This window comes from Micromonospora sp. NPDC049366 (assembly GCF_044466625.1).
In the GTDB taxonomy this organism is placed as follows: Bacteria; Actinomycetota; Actinomycetes; order Mycobacteriales; family Micromonosporaceae; genus Micromonospora.
Genome location: NZ_JBITMV010000017.1, coordinates 1 through 14,604, shown reverse-complemented (window position 1 = coordinate 14,604; position 14,604 = coordinate 1). Strand labels below are relative to the sequence as shown.

The 14,604-nt window shown below is 72.6% G+C and carries 15 protein-coding genes; 7 read left to right on the top strand and 8 right to left on the bottom strand.

The genetic code is table 11. The features are described from left to right. Position 1 precedes the first annotated feature (1 nt). Positions 2–682, bottom strand: coding sequence for a GntR family transcriptional regulator (locus ACIBTV_RS23275; protein WP_396708003.1), 681 nt, complete (start codon positions 680–682; stop codon positions 2–4). A gap of 71 nt (positions 683–753) precedes the next feature. Here ACIBTV_RS23275 and ACIBTV_RS23270 point away from each other — a divergent pair, with 71 nt between their 5' ends. Together ACIBTV_RS23270 and ACIBTV_RS23265 are read left to right on the top strand one after the other, a co-directional pair. Continuing rightward, positions 754–1,500 (top strand): YoaK family protein, encoded by a 747-nt coding sequence (locus ACIBTV_RS23270; protein WP_396708001.1) that lies wholly within the window; start codon positions 754–756, stop codon positions 1,498–1,500. A 71-nt stretch (positions 1,501–1,571) separates the two neighbouring features. Beyond that, on the top strand, positions 1,572–2,705 hold the full coding sequence (locus ACIBTV_RS23265) for an NYN domain-containing protein (RefSeq protein WP_396707999.1): 1,134 nt from the start codon (positions 1,572–1,574) through the stop codon (positions 2,703–2,705). A 108-nt stretch (positions 2,706–2,813) separates the two neighbouring features. On the opposite strand, the gene ACIBTV_RS23260 is transcribed toward ACIBTV_RS23265, so the two are convergent. After that, the gene (locus tag ACIBTV_RS23260; RefSeq protein WP_396707997.1) at positions 2,814–3,308 is read right to left on the bottom strand and encodes a cation:proton antiporter regulatory subunit; all 495 of its coding nucleotides are present in this window, start codon (positions 3,306–3,308) and stop codon (positions 2,814–2,816) included. Positions 3,309–3,578: 270 nt separating this feature from the next. Here ACIBTV_RS23260 and ACIBTV_RS23255 point away from each other — a divergent pair, with 270 nt between their 5' ends. Both ACIBTV_RS23255 and ACIBTV_RS23250 read left to right on the top strand, forming a co-directional pair. Further along, positions 3,579–4,535: a sensor histidine kinase gene (locus ACIBTV_RS23255; RefSeq protein ID WP_396707995.1), complete on the top strand. Its 957-nt coding sequence runs from the start codon at positions 3,579–3,581 to the stop codon at positions 4,533–4,535. Between the two features lie 2 nt (positions 4,536–4,537). After that, positions 4,538–5,191 carry a response regulator gene (locus ACIBTV_RS23250; RefSeq protein WP_396707993.1) on the top strand — a complete coding sequence of 218 codons (654 nt, stop codon included), beginning with the start codon at positions 4,538–4,540 and terminating at the stop codon, positions 5,189–5,191. A gap of 39 nt (positions 5,192–5,230) precedes the next feature. Here the strand turns inward: ACIBTV_RS23250 and ACIBTV_RS23245 are convergent, their stop codons facing one another. Genes ACIBTV_RS23245 through ACIBTV_RS23235 form a run of 3 tightly spaced genes read right to left on the bottom strand, consistent with a single transcriptional unit; the run spans position 5,231 to position 8,043 of the window. Then, complete coding sequence (locus tag ACIBTV_RS23245; protein WP_396707991.1) at positions 5,231–5,926, bottom strand: NADPH-dependent F420 reductase; 696 nt, start codon at positions 5,924–5,926, stop codon at positions 5,231–5,233. 43 nt (positions 5,927–5,969) lie between these two features. Continuing rightward, on the bottom strand, positions 5,970–7,001 hold the full coding sequence (locus ACIBTV_RS23240) for an LLM class flavin-dependent oxidoreductase (protein WP_396707989.1): 1,032 nt from the start codon (positions 6,999–7,001) through the stop codon (positions 5,970–5,972). Beyond that, a complete protein-coding gene (locus ACIBTV_RS23235) occupies positions 6,994–8,043 on the bottom strand; it encodes an LLM class flavin-dependent oxidoreductase (protein WP_396707987.1) in 1,050 nt (349 codons plus the stop codon). Before ACIBTV_RS23235 ends, ACIBTV_RS23240 begins: the two co-directional genes overlap by 8 nt. A gap of 114 nt (positions 8,044–8,157) precedes the next feature. Between ACIBTV_RS23235 and ACIBTV_RS23230 the strand changes: the two genes are divergently transcribed. Further along, a complete protein-coding gene (locus ACIBTV_RS23230) occupies positions 8,158–8,652 on the top strand; it encodes a MarR family winged helix-turn-helix transcriptional regulator (RefSeq protein WP_396707985.1) in 495 nt (164 codons plus the stop codon). Between the two features lie 40 nt (positions 8,653–8,692). On the opposite strand, the gene ACIBTV_RS23225 is transcribed toward ACIBTV_RS23230, so the two are convergent. Both ACIBTV_RS23225 and ACIBTV_RS23220 read right to left on the bottom strand, forming a co-directional pair. Then, complete coding sequence (locus tag ACIBTV_RS23225; protein ID WP_396707984.1) at positions 8,693–9,109, bottom strand: ASCH domain-containing protein; 417 nt, start codon at positions 9,107–9,109, stop codon at positions 8,693–8,695. 25 nt (positions 9,110–9,134) lie between these two features. Further along, positions 9,135–9,533 carry an MmcQ/YjbR family DNA-binding protein gene (locus ACIBTV_RS23220; protein ID WP_396707982.1) on the bottom strand — a complete coding sequence of 133 codons (399 nt, stop codon included), beginning with the start codon at positions 9,531–9,533 and terminating at the stop codon, positions 9,135–9,137. Between the two features lie 117 nt (positions 9,534–9,650). Between ACIBTV_RS23220 and ACIBTV_RS23215 the strand changes: the two genes are divergently transcribed. Next, positions 9,651–9,836, top strand: coding sequence for a ribonuclease (locus ACIBTV_RS23215; protein ID WP_396707981.1), 186 nt, complete (start codon positions 9,651–9,653; stop codon positions 9,834–9,836). Positions 9,837–9,888: 52 nt separating this feature from the next. On the opposite strand, the gene helR is transcribed toward ACIBTV_RS23215, so the two are convergent. Then, the gene (gene helR / locus ACIBTV_RS23210) at positions 9,889–12,069 is read right to left on the bottom strand and encodes an RNA polymerase recycling motor ATPase HelR (protein WP_396707979.1); all 2,181 of its coding nucleotides are present in this window, start codon (positions 12,067–12,069) and stop codon (positions 9,889–9,891) included. A gap of 368 nt (positions 12,070–12,437) precedes the next feature. Between helR and ACIBTV_RS23205 the strand changes: the two genes are divergently transcribed. Further along, positions 12,438–14,513, top strand: a complete 2,076-nt coding sequence (locus ACIBTV_RS23205) for a phosphocholine-specific phospholipase C (protein WP_396707978.1) — start codon at positions 12,438–12,440, stop codon at positions 14,511–14,513. Positions 14,514–14,604 lie beyond the last annotated feature (91 nt).

The following is a 14,604-nucleotide window of genomic DNA, read 5'->3' as shown; positions in this document are numbered from 1 at the left end:
GTCAGCCGGCGCCGTAGCCGCCCTCGGCGTTCTCGTAGGCGGCCGCGGACGCCGCGTCGAGGTGGGCCAGGGCCGCCCGCTCGGCACGCTCGCCGTCGCCGGACTCGATGGCGTCGACCAGTTGGATGTGTTCGGCCCACGAGTGCGGAGCCCGCTCGGCGGCGCCCAGCCGGAAGACCCACTGCACATGGAGGTACAGTGCCTTGGCGATCGACGACAGCCAGGGGTTGCCGCTGATCTGGAGGATCCGCAGGTGCAGGGCGCTGTTCAGCTCGGCGACCCGGCGCAGGTCCTGCCGTTCCGTCGCGGCGCGGCCCTCGTCCAGCAGGGCCCGCAGACCGGCCACGTCCGCGGCCGTCGCCCGCTCCGCCGCCAGCCGGGCGGCCAGCGCCTCCAGCCGCTCGCGTACGGCGAACATGTCCCCGATGGTCCCGCTGCTGGGAGAGGCGACGACCGCTCCGCGCCGGGGCAGGATCACCACGAAACCCTCCGCCTCGGCCACCCGCAGTGCCTCGCGGACGGGGTTGCGGGACACCCCGAAGTCCTCGGCCAGCCGGTCCTCGGTCAGCCGCTCGCCGGGGCGGTAGTCGCCGTCGATGATGGCGGTCCGCAGGGCGGCGAGGACCTGGTCGCGTAGCGGCAGGTGTTGAGCGCCGAGCTTGTGCCGCAGGTCTTCAGCCAACCTGATCGCCTTCCCGTGACCCCGTCCCGACGGAGTGTATACGAAGAACAATCTTGGAAGGATGGCCGACAGTGCCGAGAACAGCGCCGAACGTCATCGGCCGGTCCGTCGAGACGAGCGCCGACCACCACCTGTCCGGACGACGGCACACCCTCGTCGTCGTCCTCACGTTCCTGACCGGCTCCGCCGACGCCATCGGCTTCCTCGCCCTGGGTGGCGCCTTCTCCAGCGTCATGACGGGGAACATGGTGCTGCTCGGGCTCTCGGCCGGCCGGGGCGACGCGGAGCTCGCCCTGACCTCCGGCTGCGCCATCGCCAGCTTCGTCCTCGGTGTCCTCGCCGGCGCCCGGCTCGCCGGCCGGCCGGAACCGGACGATCCCGTCTGGCCCCGACGGGTCACCTGGGCGCTGCTGCTGGAGCTGCTGGTGTTCCTCGTCTTCCTGGTCCTCTGGGAGGTCACCCTGCAGGACCGGGGGGAGCGCGCCGACCTGGCCCTGCTGATGCTGTCGGCCACGGCGCTGGGCGTGCAGAGTAGCGCCGTCCAACGGTTCGGGGTCCCCGGCCTGTCGTCCACGTATTTGACCGGCACCCTCACCAGCCTGATCGCCGGAGTCGCCGTACGCCGTCCCTGGCGCGGCCTGCGGCCCCACGCCCACGTCCTGGTCGCGCTGATGACCGGTGCCGCGGTCGGCGCGCTGGTCGCGCGGCACCTGCCGGCGTGGTCGCCGGTGCTGCTGATCGGGCCGCTGCTGCTCGTCGTCGCGGTCGCCTGGCCCATGACGGGCAAGCGGCCCGGCGCGGCGCCGGAGGGGCGGTAGGCGTCGCCGCACCACGACGGCCGTCGCGGTGTTGACGGGCGTCGGCGCGGCGGCGGACTACCCTGGCTCCCGTGGATCAAGAAGACCGGATCGCCCTGTTCCTCGACTACGAGAACCTCGCGCTGGGTTTCCGTGACCACCACGGCGGCGTGCCGTTCGACTTCCGCCCCATCGCCGACGCGCTCGCCGAGCGGGGGAGGGTGGTCGTGCGCCGCGCGTACGCGGACTGGTCGTACTTCGACGAGGACCGGCGGATGCTCACCCGCAACCACGTCGAGCTCATCGAGATCCCGCAGCGCATGGGTGCCTCCCGTAAGAACGCGGCCGACATCAAGATGGCCGTCGACGCCGTGGAGCTGGCCTTCGAGCGGGACTACATCTCGACGTTCGTGATCTGCACCGGGGACAGCGACTTCACCCCCCTGGTCCACAAGCTCCGCGAGCTGAACAAGCGTGTCGTCGGCGTCGGGGTGGAGAAGTCCACCTCCGCGCTGCTCCCGCCCGCCTGCGACGAGTTCCTCTTCTACGACCGGCTGGAGGGCGTCGAGATCCCGCCCGCCCGGTCCCGCCGGGCGCGTCCCGCCCGCCAACCCGGCGCCGACACCGCGCCGGCCGAGGTCTCGCCGCACGAGGCTCCGCAGGCCGGGACCCCGCGGCACGAGGCTCCGCCGCGCGAGGCGGAGCCCGAGGCGCAGGCCGCCGAGGAGGCGGCACGCGACGTCGACCGGCTCGCCGCCCTGGTGGCCCAGACCGTCGCCGGCCTGCAGGGCGGTGCCGGTGGCGAGGTGACCGCCTCCCGGCTGAAGCGGACGCTGCTGCGCAAGGACCCGACCTTCACCGAGTCCGACTACGGCTTCCGTACCTTCGGGGAGCTGCTGCGGCACCTGGCCGGGACCAACGTGGTCGAGCTGGCCGAGGGCCCGGCCAAGGGCGACCCCGAGGTCTCGCTGCCCGAACACGGTGACCGGGAGGTCGCCTTCGGGCTGCTCCGGTCGGTGGTCGTCGACATCACCGGCGGCGACGGTGCGGTGGCGCTGTCCGGCCTGAAGGACCAGCTGCGCCGGGCGCGTCCCGACTTCAGCGAGCAGAAGCTGGGCTACCGCAGCTTCCTGCAGTTCTGCAAGGCCGCCGCCACCGCCGGTGCGGTGCGGCTGCGGTGGAGTCCGGAGGCCGACGACTATCTCGTCACCCCGCAGAGCGGCTGAGACGCCGCGGCCGCCCGGTCGGCTGCGAGCGCCGCGGTCACCCGGCCGGGGAGTGCCGGGTGACCACGCCCTCGCGCCCGGCGCGTCCGACGCGCGGGTCAGCGGCGGTCAGCGTTCGAGCGCCGGGTCGCCGGCCAGCAGGTCGGCGAGCGCGGCGACCCCGCGCTGGTCGGCGAAGGCGATCAGCGTGTCGTCGCCGCGCAGGACGAAGTCCGGGGTCGGCGCGGCGATGACCTGCTCGCCGCGGACGACGGCCACGATGGAGGCGCCGGTGCGGGTACGCGCCCGCGTGTCACCGATCGTCCGACCCGCGTACGGGGAAAGGGCCGGCAGGCGCACGCGGACGGCCGCGACGCCGTCGACCTGACGCTCCAGCTCGGCCACGTGGTCCACGGTGACCGGACGGTCCAGCGCGTCGGCGACCCAGCGCGCCTCGTGCGGTTCGAGGACGACGGTGGCGATCGCCCGCTCGGTGTCCTCGGGGTCGTAGACGACGAGGTCACGCCGGCCGGTGAAGTGACACACCACGCCGAGGCGATGCCCGGCGCGGGTGGTGGTGGCCCACCCGACGCCGACCCCGGGCAACGCGGTCCGTTCCATCATCATCGTCACCCTCCCGTCGACGGTGTTCCGCGACCTGCCTCCAGGATGGGTCGGCGCGCGGGTGTCCCGCATCGGTGCCGGCACCCATTCGCCGTGTCTCCGGGGTCGCCGACCGGCCGGAAATGGGGGTCCGCCCCGATGCCGTCCGGCCCGCGACGCGGAAGTCTGGGGGTGCGGGGGCTCCGGTTCGGGGCCCCCGACCAGCCTGCGCGGGGCCGCGGGCACCGTTAGACAGGACGGGCGGAACGCGTCGGGAGGGAGGCCGTCACCATGTCGCTGTCGCTGTTCTGGCGGATCTTCCTGCTCAACGCCGCGGTGCTCGTCCTCGCGACGGTCCTGCTGCTGCTCGGTCCGGTGACCGTGTCGGCGCCGGTCGTGCTGACCGAGGTGGTGGTGCTGACCGTCGGTCTCGCGGCGATGCTGGTGGCCAACGCGCTGCTGCTGCGCGTCGGCCTGGCGCCGCTGCAACGGCTGACCCGCACGATGCGCACGATCGACCTGCTGCGTCCCGGGCACCGGCTGGCGGTCACCGGCCAGTCCGGCATCGCCGACCTGATCCGTACCTTCAACGCGATGCTCGACCGGTTGGAGGCCGAGCGGGCCACCAGTGCGGCGCGGGCGCTGTCCGCGCAGGAGGCCGAGCGGCGGCGCATCGCCCGGGAACTGCACGACGAGATCGGCCAGACGCTGACCGCCGTGCTGCTGGACCTCAAGCGCGTGGCCGATCGGGCACCGGAGCCGATGCGCGACGAGCTGCACCAGGTCCAGGAGAGCACCCGTAACAGCCTCGACGAGATCCGCCGGATCGCCCGTCGGCTGCGCCCCGGCGTCCTCGACGAGCTGGGCCTGGCCAGCGCGCTCAAGGCGCTCACGACCGAGTACCGCACCGCCGGGCTGGCCGTGCACCGCGACATCGCGGCGGACCTGCCCGACCTCGACGACCAGGTCGAGCTTGTCCTCTACCGGACGGCGCAGGAGGGGCTGACCAACGTCGTCCGGCACTCGGGGGCGCGCAACGCCCACCTGGTGCTGCGCCGGGCCGGCGGGGGCATCGAGCTGCGGGTCCGGGACGACGGCCGCGGGCTCCTGGCCACGCCCGAGGGCGCCGGCATCCGCGGCATGCGGGAGCGCGCCCTGCTCATCGGCGCCGACCTCAGCATCGGGCCGGGTGCGACCGGCGGCACCGACGTGTGTCTGCGGGTGCCGCTGCGAGAGGGGACGACCTGACCATGGCCGAGCCCACCCGCATCCTCCTCGCCGACGACCACGGTCTGGTCCGCCGTGGGGTCCGTCTGATCCTCGACGGTGAGCCCGACCTGACCGTCGTCGCCGAGGCGGCCGACGGGGCCGAGGCCGTCGAGCTGGCCCGTGCCACCTCCCCGGACCTGGCGATCCTCGACATCGCGATGCCCCGGATGACCGGTCTGCAGGCCGCCCGGCAGATGTCGCGAGCCCTGCCCGACCTGCGGATCCTGATGCTGACCATGTACGACAACGAGGCGTACTTCTTCGAGGCCCTCCGGGTCGGCGCCGCCGGGTACGTGCTCAAGTCGGTGGCCGACCGCGACCTGATCGACGCCTGCCGGGCGGCGATGCGGGACGAGCCGTTCCTCTACCCGGGCACCGTCACCACGCTCGTCCGCGACTATCTGGAGCGTGGCGTCAACCCGGACACGGTCGCCGCGCGGCGGATCACCGAGCGCGAGGAGGAGGTCCTCAAGCTGGTGGCCGAGGGACACAGCAGCAAGGACATCGCGGATCTGCTGTTCCTCAGCGTCAAGACCGTCGAGCGGCACCGCTCCAACATCCTGCAGAAGCTCGGGCTGCGCGACCGGCTCGAACTCACCCGCTACGCCATCCGGGCCGGTCTGATCGAGCCCTAGGGTCGGTGCCGTGGGACGGCACCGACCCTGCGTCCGGGGTCAGGCCGCCGCGCCGCCCCGGGCGGCCGTCACCACCTTGCCCCGCTCCGATTCGGGGAAGCGGTCGAGCATCGCCCGCAGCTCGTCGGCGCTGACGTTGGCGCCGAACGACTCGCTGCCCGGTTCGAGGCGTACGCCCTCGGCGAGCGGGCCGGCCACGACGGGGTCGAACCCGAGGGCGTCCACCAACGCGGAGACCGTCGCGACGTCGTCGGGGTCGTCCCCGGCGACCGCGATGGCCTTGCGGCCGGCGGCGCCGGCCAGCCGGGCCTCCTCCTCCAGGTCGTGGTAGCCCATGTGGTTGAACGCCTTCACCACCCGCGAGTCGGGCAGGAACGCCTGGACGGTCTCGCTGGAGGACGTACGCGGGTCGGTCAGGTCGTCGCGGATGCCGTCGACCTCCCACCAGTAGTTCATCGCGTCGACGACGAGCTTGCCGCGCAGCGCCTGAACCGGGATGGTGCGGTACTTGCCCAGCGGGAGGGCGAGCACGACGATGTCGGCGGCGGCCACGGCGTCCTCGGCGGTGGTGGCGACCGCTCCGGGCGTGAGCACCTCGATGGTGAGGGCGATCTTCGCCGGGTCGCCGGAACCGGCGACGAGCACCCGGTGGCCGGCGGCCAGGGCGAGCCGGGTGAGCACGGTGCCCACCTTGCCGGCACCGAGGACACCGATGGTCTGAGGCCTGTCGTTCATGTCTTCCTTCCGCGTTGCGGCGACGGGTCGGCCGGCCGGTTGGTCAGCCGGCCAGGATGTCACGGACCAGCGGGATCACCCGGCTGCCGTACAGCTCGACCGCCCGCATGCGGGCGCTCACCGGCTGGGCTCCCGCGGTGTAGATGAGGTCGAACCGGCCGACACCGAGAGCGCGGATGGCGCGCGCGATCCGCCGGGCGACGGTCTCCGGGGAGCCGATGTAGAGCGAGCCGTGCTCCACCTCGGAGTCGAACTCCTCGCGGCGGATCCGCGGCCAGCCGCGCAGCGCGCCGATGCGGTCCCGCATCACCCGGTAGTACGGCCAGTACAGCTCCTTGGCCTGCTCGTCGGTGTCGGCCACGAAGCCCGGCGAGTGCATGCCGACCGGGTGCGCGGTCGTGCCGAGCTGCTCGGCCGCCCGACGGTAGAGGTCGATGTAGGGCGCGAAGCGGTCCGGCGCGCCGCCGATGATGGCGAGCATGAGCGGCAGGTTGTAGCGGGCGGTGCGGACGACCGACTGCGGCGACCCGCCGACGCCGACCCAGGTGCGCAGTCGCCCGGATTCCGTCTTGGGGAAGACGTCGGCGTCCTTGAGCGGGGCGCGCAGGTTGCCGCTCCAGGTGACCGGCTCCTCGTCCAGCAGCTTGACGAACAGCTCGATCTTCTCTTCGAACAGCGCGTCGTAGTCCGCGAGGTCGTAGCCGAACAGCGGGAACGACTCGGTGAACGAGCCGCGCCCGAGGATGACCTCGGCCCGGCCGTGCGACAGCGCGTCCACGGTGGCGAAGCGTTGGAAGACGCGGACCGGGTCGTCGGAGCTCAGCACCGTCACCCCGGACGCCAGCCGGATCCGTTCGGTGCGGCTGGCGATGCCGGCCAGCACCGTCTCGGGCGTGGAGATCGAGTATTCGGGTCGGTGGTGCTCGCCGAGGGCGATGACGTCGACGCCGAGCTGGTCGGCCAGCACGGCCTCCTCGACGACCTGCCGGATCGCCGCCGCGTGCGACAGCGGCCGGCCGGCGTCGTCCTCCGGCACGTCGCCGAAGGTGTCGAGACCGAACTCGAGGTCAGACATGGGTGGGCTCCTTCGCCAGTAGCTCCCGGACCCGCGGGGCCACCTCGCTGCCGAGCAGCTCGATGGTGCGCGCGCGGGCCTGTCGGGGCAGGTGCATGATGTCGTATTTCAGGTCGAAGCGGCTCAACCGCAGATCGCGGGCCACCGCGGCGATCTTGCGCGCCACCGTCTCGGGTGATCCGACGAACAGCGCGCCGGTGTCGATTTCCGCCTGGAAGCGTGCGCGGTCCGGTTTGTAGAAGCCGCGCTCGGCGGCGAGCTGGGCCACGACGGGCTGCCAGTGCCGCCACCACGTCTCCACCGCCTCCTTGTCGGTCTCGGCGACGAGTCCGAGAGAGTGCTGCCCGATCGGCTGCGCGGTATGCCCGAACTGGTCGAGTGCCTGCTGGTAGAGCTCGACGTGACCGGCGAACCGCTGCGGCCGGCCGCCGATGATCGCGAGCATGAGCGGCAGCCCGTAGCGGGCGGCGCGGATCACCGAGTTCGGGCTTCCGCCGACGCCGATCCAGGTCGGGATCCCACCGGGCCGCATCCGCGGGTGCAGCCGCTGGTCGACCAGCGGGGCGCGTACGGTGCCGGACCAGGTGACCGATTCCTCCCGCTGGAGCCGGACGAACAGGTCGAGCTTCTCCTCGAACAACCGCTCGTAGTCGGCCAGGTCGTAACCGAACAGGGGGAACGACTCGGTAGCCGACGCCCGTCCGAGCACCAACTGCGCGCGGCCGTTCGACACCGCGTCGAGGGTCGCGAACTCGTGGTAGAGGCGTACCGGGTCGTTGGTGCTGAGCACCGTGACCGAGGTGCCGAGGCCGATCCGTTCGGTCGCGGTCGCGGCGGCGGCGAGCAGCACCGGGGTGGCCGAGTCGTTGTGCCCGTCCCGGTAGTGCTCGCCGACGCTGAACACGTCCAGCCCGACGGACTCGGCGAGCCGCGCCTCGTCGACCAGGAGGCGCACCGTCTCGGCGTCGCTCAGGACGCGGTCGCCGTCGGTGGCCACCTCCCCGAACGAGTTCAGCCCCAGCTGGAAGTCGTGTGCTGTCATCGTCTCCTCCTCCTGTCCGCTCCCCCTGGTGGTGGTGCTCACCGCGGCGGAGACCTGCCGATTGACATGTCAAACATGGTAGCTTGAGATTGACATGTCAATTGGGAGGGCATGATGACGAGGGCCACACCCGGGAACGGGCGCAGCCGCCAGCTGCCGACCGCCGAGGAGCTGCGGGTCTGGCGGGACTTCATCGAGACGACCGAGGTCCTCCGGTCCCGCATCGCGTCCCGCCTGCAGAGCGAGTCCGCCCTCTCCCCGGGCGACTACGCGGTCCTGCTCGCCCTCACCGAGGCGCAGGGCCACGGCATGCGCTCGTCCGAGCTCGCGGCGCACATCGGCTGGGAGCGCAGCAGGCTCTCCCACCACCTGGGGCGGATGGAGCGGCGCGGGCTGATCAGTCGCCAGGAGTGCGCCACCGATCCGCGCGGCGCCGAGATCCTGCTCACCCCGGCCGGCGCCGAAGCCTTCCAGCGGTCCACGGTCCCGCACCTGCGCGCGATCCGGGAGCTCTTCGTCAACGCGCTCACACCGGACCAACTCGCCGCGGCGGGTGAGATCGCGGCGGCGCTGCGCGGCAACCTGGCCCCACCGCAGCGGCCGGCCTGAGCGCCCGCCGCCCCGCGTCCGCCTCGGCGGACGGGGGCGGTCAGCGCACGGCGACCAGCCGAAACCGCTCCAGCACCGCCAGGGTGTCGTCGTCCACGGTGAAGTCCCGGTCGCCCAGCCAGCCCCGGTAGTCCGCGCCGTGCCAGTACGCCTCGTGCCCGGCCCGCCAGGCGGCCACCGAGTCGTCCCCCTCGCCCTCGTCCACCGCGTGCCGCAGATCGACGTCACCCAGCCGGCAGACCCGCACCTCGGTCAGCTCGATCACCGCGACCCGGCGACCGGCGGAGTCGACCACCGCCGCCCGGTGGCCCACGACGGGAAGCGGCTCACCGTCGATCTCGTAGTCCTGCAGCAGACCGGTCGTGGTGGTCTTCGTCCCGTCGAGCACCGCGGCCACCAACCGGTCCCGCAGCGGACCGGGAAAGGCGAACTCGAACGCGGGCAGATCGTCGATCATCGGGGGAGGATAGCGGGGGGCTCCGTCACGAGCGGGTCAGGTCGGCCGGCGGGCCCGGACGCGACTCGGGGTCACCGACGAGAGCCGCCGGCGCCCGCATGCGCCACGCGTCGGTGACGAGCTCCTCCAGACGGACCGCGTCGACCCGATCCAACCGGAGCATGACCAGCGGCAAGCCGTCGTAGGCGGGGGTGGTGAAGAACAACTCGGGCTCACCGAGCAGCAGCGCCTGCTTCTCCGCCTCGTCGCCGACGTACAGCACTGCCACGTCGGTGCGGATGACCCGTGGGCGGCCGGGACGGCGTTCCGGGTAGGACCAGACGAAACCCTTGTCGGCGACCCGGAAGTCGAAGCCGTCGCTGTCGATCTCGACGACGTGCGGCAGGGCCAGCGCCAGCCGTCGGACGTCGTCGGCGTCAGCCATCGAGGTCCCCTCCACTCGGATCTCGCACCCATACAGACTAGACCGCGCGCCCACGGTCGACGGCGATCGACCGCCGCCGGCTGTTTGCCGGCGCGACGGCAGGGTAGGGGGTTGGTCGTGACCAACCCTGAGCAGAACGGGCAGCAGGAGCGAGCTCTCGAGACCGGCGAGGTCCACCAGGACGCCGAGGGCCGCCGGACCGGCGATCCGCGCGCCGGGGCCGCGCACGCGGACAGCGAGGCCGACCGCAACGCCGAGCACCTGGCGCGCGGCGAGGTCGGCCCGGGCGTTCCGGAGCGGTGACCGACGCCCGGGGTACGCGTCCCGCGGCCCGGTCCCGCCGGACCTGCCCCGCTCACCCCCGCACCGGGGCGCCCTCTCCTCGGTCGCCGGTCAGGATGACGAGTTGCCGCGTGGCCCGGGTCATCGCGACGTAGCGGTCGACCGCCCCTTCGACGCCGTCGCCGAACGACTCCGGGTCGACGAGCACGACCAGGTCGAACTCGAGCCCCTTCGACAGCTCCGGGGCCAGCGACCGCACCCGGGCGCTCCCCCGGAAGGTGGGGTCACCGATGACGCAGGCGATGCCCTCGGCGTGTGCGGCGAGCCAGTCGTCGAGGATCGCACCGAGCTCCGACGTCGATCCGTGCACGACCGGGAGACCGGCGTCGCGGACGGACGTCGGCACGTTGGCGTCCGGGAGCACCGCGCGGATGACCGGCTCGGCCTGCGCCATCACCTCCGCCGGCGTCCGGTAGTTGACGCGCAGCGCGGCCAGGTTGATCCGGTCCAGCCCCACCCGCTCCAACCGCTCCCGCCACGACTCGGTGAACCCGTGCCGGGCCTGCGCGCGGTCCCCGACGATGGTGAGGCTGCGCGACGGGCACCGGGACAGCACCATCTGCCACTCCGCGTCGGTCAGCTCCTGCGCCTCGTCGACCACGATGTGCGCGAACGGGCCGGCGAGCAGGTCCGGGTCGTCGCCGGTGAGCGCCGACTCGTCGACCAGCGCGTCCCGCATGTCCTGGCCGACCAGCATCGGCAGCACCCCCTCCCCGTCGTCGTACGTGTGGGCCGCGAGCAGGTCGTCGACGACCCGGGCCATGCGTTCGCGCTGGTCGGCGACGGCCGCAGCCTGCCGGCGTCGACGTCGGGACGCCTCCGGGTCACCCAGCCGCCGCCGAGCCGCGTCCAGCAGCGGCAGGTCGGACACCGTCCAGGCGTGCGGGTCGGCGCGCTGCAACGTCCGGACCTCGTCCGGGCCGAGCCAGGGCGCGCACCGGCGCAGGTACGCGGGGACCGACCACAGGTCACCGACCACGTCGGCCGCCTCCAGCAGCGGCCACGCCCGGTTGAAGGCCGTGAGCAACGCGCGGTTGCGCGGCAGCGACCGCCGGAGAACGTCCTCCGGCGCGTCACCGTCGTGCCGGTCGACCAAGATCGTCAGCAGCTCCTCCCAGATCCGGTCCCGCGCCTCGTTGTGCGGCGTGCCCGGATCGGGCGCCTCGAACGCCTCGGCCCAGTCGTCGGCGGTCAGCCGGATCTCCGCCCAGTCGGTCTCCACGGTCAGTTCCGTGGTCGGTGGCTCCTCGTAGAACCGGACCGCCGCCTCGATCACCGCCACCAGGTCCGCCGACGACTTCAGCCGGGCCACCTCCGGATCGGCCTCGACCCCCGCCGTGGCCCCCTCCGCGACCAGGTCCCGCAGGGTGCAGATCTGCACGCTCTCCTCGCCGAGGCTGGGCAGGACGTCGCCGACGTACGCCAGGTAGGGCTGGTGCGGGCCGACGACCAACACGCCGCCGCGGCGGTGACGCAGGCGCGGGTCGGCGTACAGGAGGTAGGCGGTGCGGTGCAAGGCGACCACGGTCTTGCCCGTACCGGGACCGCCGTCGACCACGAGCGCGCCGTCGGAGCCCGCGCGGATGATGGCGTCCTGGTCGGCCTGGATCGTGCCGAGGACGTCGCGCATCCGCCCCGAGCGGCTGCCACCCAGGCTCGCGATGAAGGCGGACTGGTCGTCGAGCGCCGCGTGCCCCGCCAACCCGTCCGGGGTGAACACCTCGTCCCAGTAGTCGCTGATCCGGCCGAGGGTCCAGCGGTACCGGCGCCGGCTGGCCAGTCCCATCGGGTTGGCGTGCGTCGCCGCGAAGAACGGCTCGGCCGCGGGGGAGCGCCAGTCGAGCAGCAGCCGACGCCCCGCGCCGTCGGTGAGCCCACGCCGCCCGACGTACACCGGCTCGCCGCCGTCCGCGCCGACCATGCGCCCGAGGCACAGGTCCACGCCGAAGCGGCGCAGGCCGCGCCGCTGCGTGCTGAGCCGGCGGATCTCCGCGTCCCGGTCCGACGCCGCCCGGCCCTTGCCCCCGGGTGCCCTGCGCGCCGCGTCGAGACGGTCGGCCAGGTCGGTGTCGAGCCGGTCGAGGGCCCCCGCGAGCGCCGCGAAGTACCGCTCGTCGGCGGCGATCAGATCCGCGTCGGCCTTGGGGGAGAGGTGCTCGGGAAGGTCGAACACGCTGGTGGTCCGGGTGTTCACGGGTTGTCCCCCATTTCCGCAGGTGCTTGCCTCGGTCGGCGATTCTGCGCCCTGACCTGGGTCTTGCGGCAAGCCCCCGGGTGGGGTATAGCTTGAAAATGGAGGGGGCGCCGTCGCCTGCGATGGCGGTGCTCCGGCCGCGCGGCGAGCAGTTTCTCCGCCGACTCCACGTGTTGATCTCATCGAGACCCCGCCCGCTCCCTCCGTGATCTGCGACAACACCCCGGTCGGCCCCCGCGCGACCGTGTCGGTGCGGCACCGGACGGCGAATGGTTGCCGAACGCAACCAGACACGCCATCTGCCGTCCACCCGGCGTCGGTAGCTTCCCGACGCCAGTCATCACGAAGCACCGCACAAGGGGTGGAACATGAGCACGGTGGACCGTCGCACCTTCCTCAAGATGGTGGGAGCGCCCGCGGTGGGCGCGGCACTTCCGGCGAGCCTCGACAAGGCCCTCGCCATCCCGGCCAACAACAAGACCGGCTCCATCAGGGACGTCGAGCACGTCATCATCCTCATGCAGGAGAACCGTTCGTTCGACCACTACTTCGGCACCCTGCGGGGCGTACGCGGTTTCGGCGACCCGCATCCGGTGACCCTGCCGTCCGGAAAGGACGTCTGGCACCAGCCCGACGGCGACGGTGAGCTGCTGCCGTTCCGGCCCGAGGTGAAGGACCTCGGCCAGACCTTCCTGCCGGACCCGCCGCACGGCTGGAACGACGGGCACGCCGCCTGGAACGAGGGCCGCTTCGACCAGTGGGTGCCCAACAAGGGCGTCACCGCGATGACCTACCACACCCGCCAGGACCTCGCCTACCACTACGCGCTCGCCGACGCGTTCACGGTCTGCGACAGCTACCACTGCTCGCTGATGGGGCCGACCGACCCGAACCGCTACCACATGTGGAGCGGCTGGGTCGGCAACGACGGCAAGGGCGGCGGCCCGGTCATCACCAACGCCGAGGCCGGCTACGACTGGTCGACCTACCCGGAGCGGCTGGAGCGCAACGGCGTCTCCTGGAAGATCTACCAGGACGTCGGCAACGGCCTCGACGCCGCCGGCTCCTGGGGCTGGACCAACGACCCGTACATCGGCAACTACGGCGACAACTCGCTGCTCTACTTCCACCAGTACCAGAACGCGAAGCCCGGCACCCCGCTCGCCGACAAGGCCAAGACCGGCACCGAGGTCCGCACCCAGGGCCGCGACCCGGAGGCGCTGCTCGCCGACTTCCGAGCCGACGTCGAGGCGGGACGTCTGCCGCAGGTCTCCTGGATCACCGCGCCCGAGGCGTACACCGAGCACCCGAACTGGGAGCCCGCCTTCGGCTCCTGGTACATCTCGCAGGTCATCGACATCCTCGCCGCCAACCCGGAGGTGTGGAGCAGGATGGCGCTGTTCATCACGTACGACGAGGAGGGCGGCTTCTTCGACCACGTCGTCCCGCCGACCCCGCCGCAGAACCGCGAGCAGGGTCTGTCGACCGTCCCGACCACCAACGAGATCTTCCCCGGCGACGCCGCCCACCCCGCCGGGCCGTACGGGCTCGGGATCCGGGTGCCGATGATCATCGTGTCGCCGTGGACGCGCGGCGGCTGGGTCAACTCCGAGGTGTTCGACCACACCTCGCTGATCAAGTTCCTGGAGACGCGGTTCGGCGCGGGCCGGCCCGACCTCGTCGAGTCCAACATCACCCCGTGGCGGCGGGCCGTCGTCGGAGACCTCACCAGCGCCTTCGACTTCCGGACCCCGAACCGGGACCGGAACGTCAGGCTGCCGGACACCGACGACTTCAAGCCCGCGGACCTGGTCCGGCACCCCGACGAGGTGCCGGTCCCGCCGGCGGACCAGCGGCTGCCGAAGCAGGAGCCGGGTGTACGCCCGGCGCGGGCCCTGCCGTACACCCTGCACGTCACCGGCCGGGCCGCAGACGACGGCTTCCGCATCGACTTCCGCAACACCGGCGCGGCCGGCGCGGTCTTCCAGGTGCGCCAGGCCGGCAGCGACGACGCCCCGCGCACCTACACCGTCGAGCCGGGCCGGCAGCTGAGCGACACCTGGCCGGGGCAGTCCGGGCACGACCTGTCCGTGCACGGCCCGAACGGTTTCTTCCGCCGGTTCGCCGGCGGTCGGCACGCCGCCGACCTGGAGATCACCCCGTCCTACGAGGAGCACGGCTACCAGCTCGTCCTCGACATCGTCAACCACGGGTCGAAGCGGGTCGAGGTGAGCGTCCGCGACGGCTACCATGGCCGCCCCGTCACGCTGTCGCTGCGGCCCGGTGCCACCGAGCGGGCGAAGTGGACGCTGGAGCGCACCCACGGCTGGTACGACCTGACGGTCACCGTCGTCGGTGACCCCGGCTTCGCGTACCGCTACGCCGGCCACGTCGAGAACGGCAAGGACAGCATCAGCGACCCGGCGCTCGGCGGGCTCGTCTAGGGCGTGTCTCCTGGATCTTGGGTGCAGATTCGGCTATCCACGTCTGTCGTGAGTGGGCGGTTTGAACTGACCGAGGTCGAGTACGCGCGGA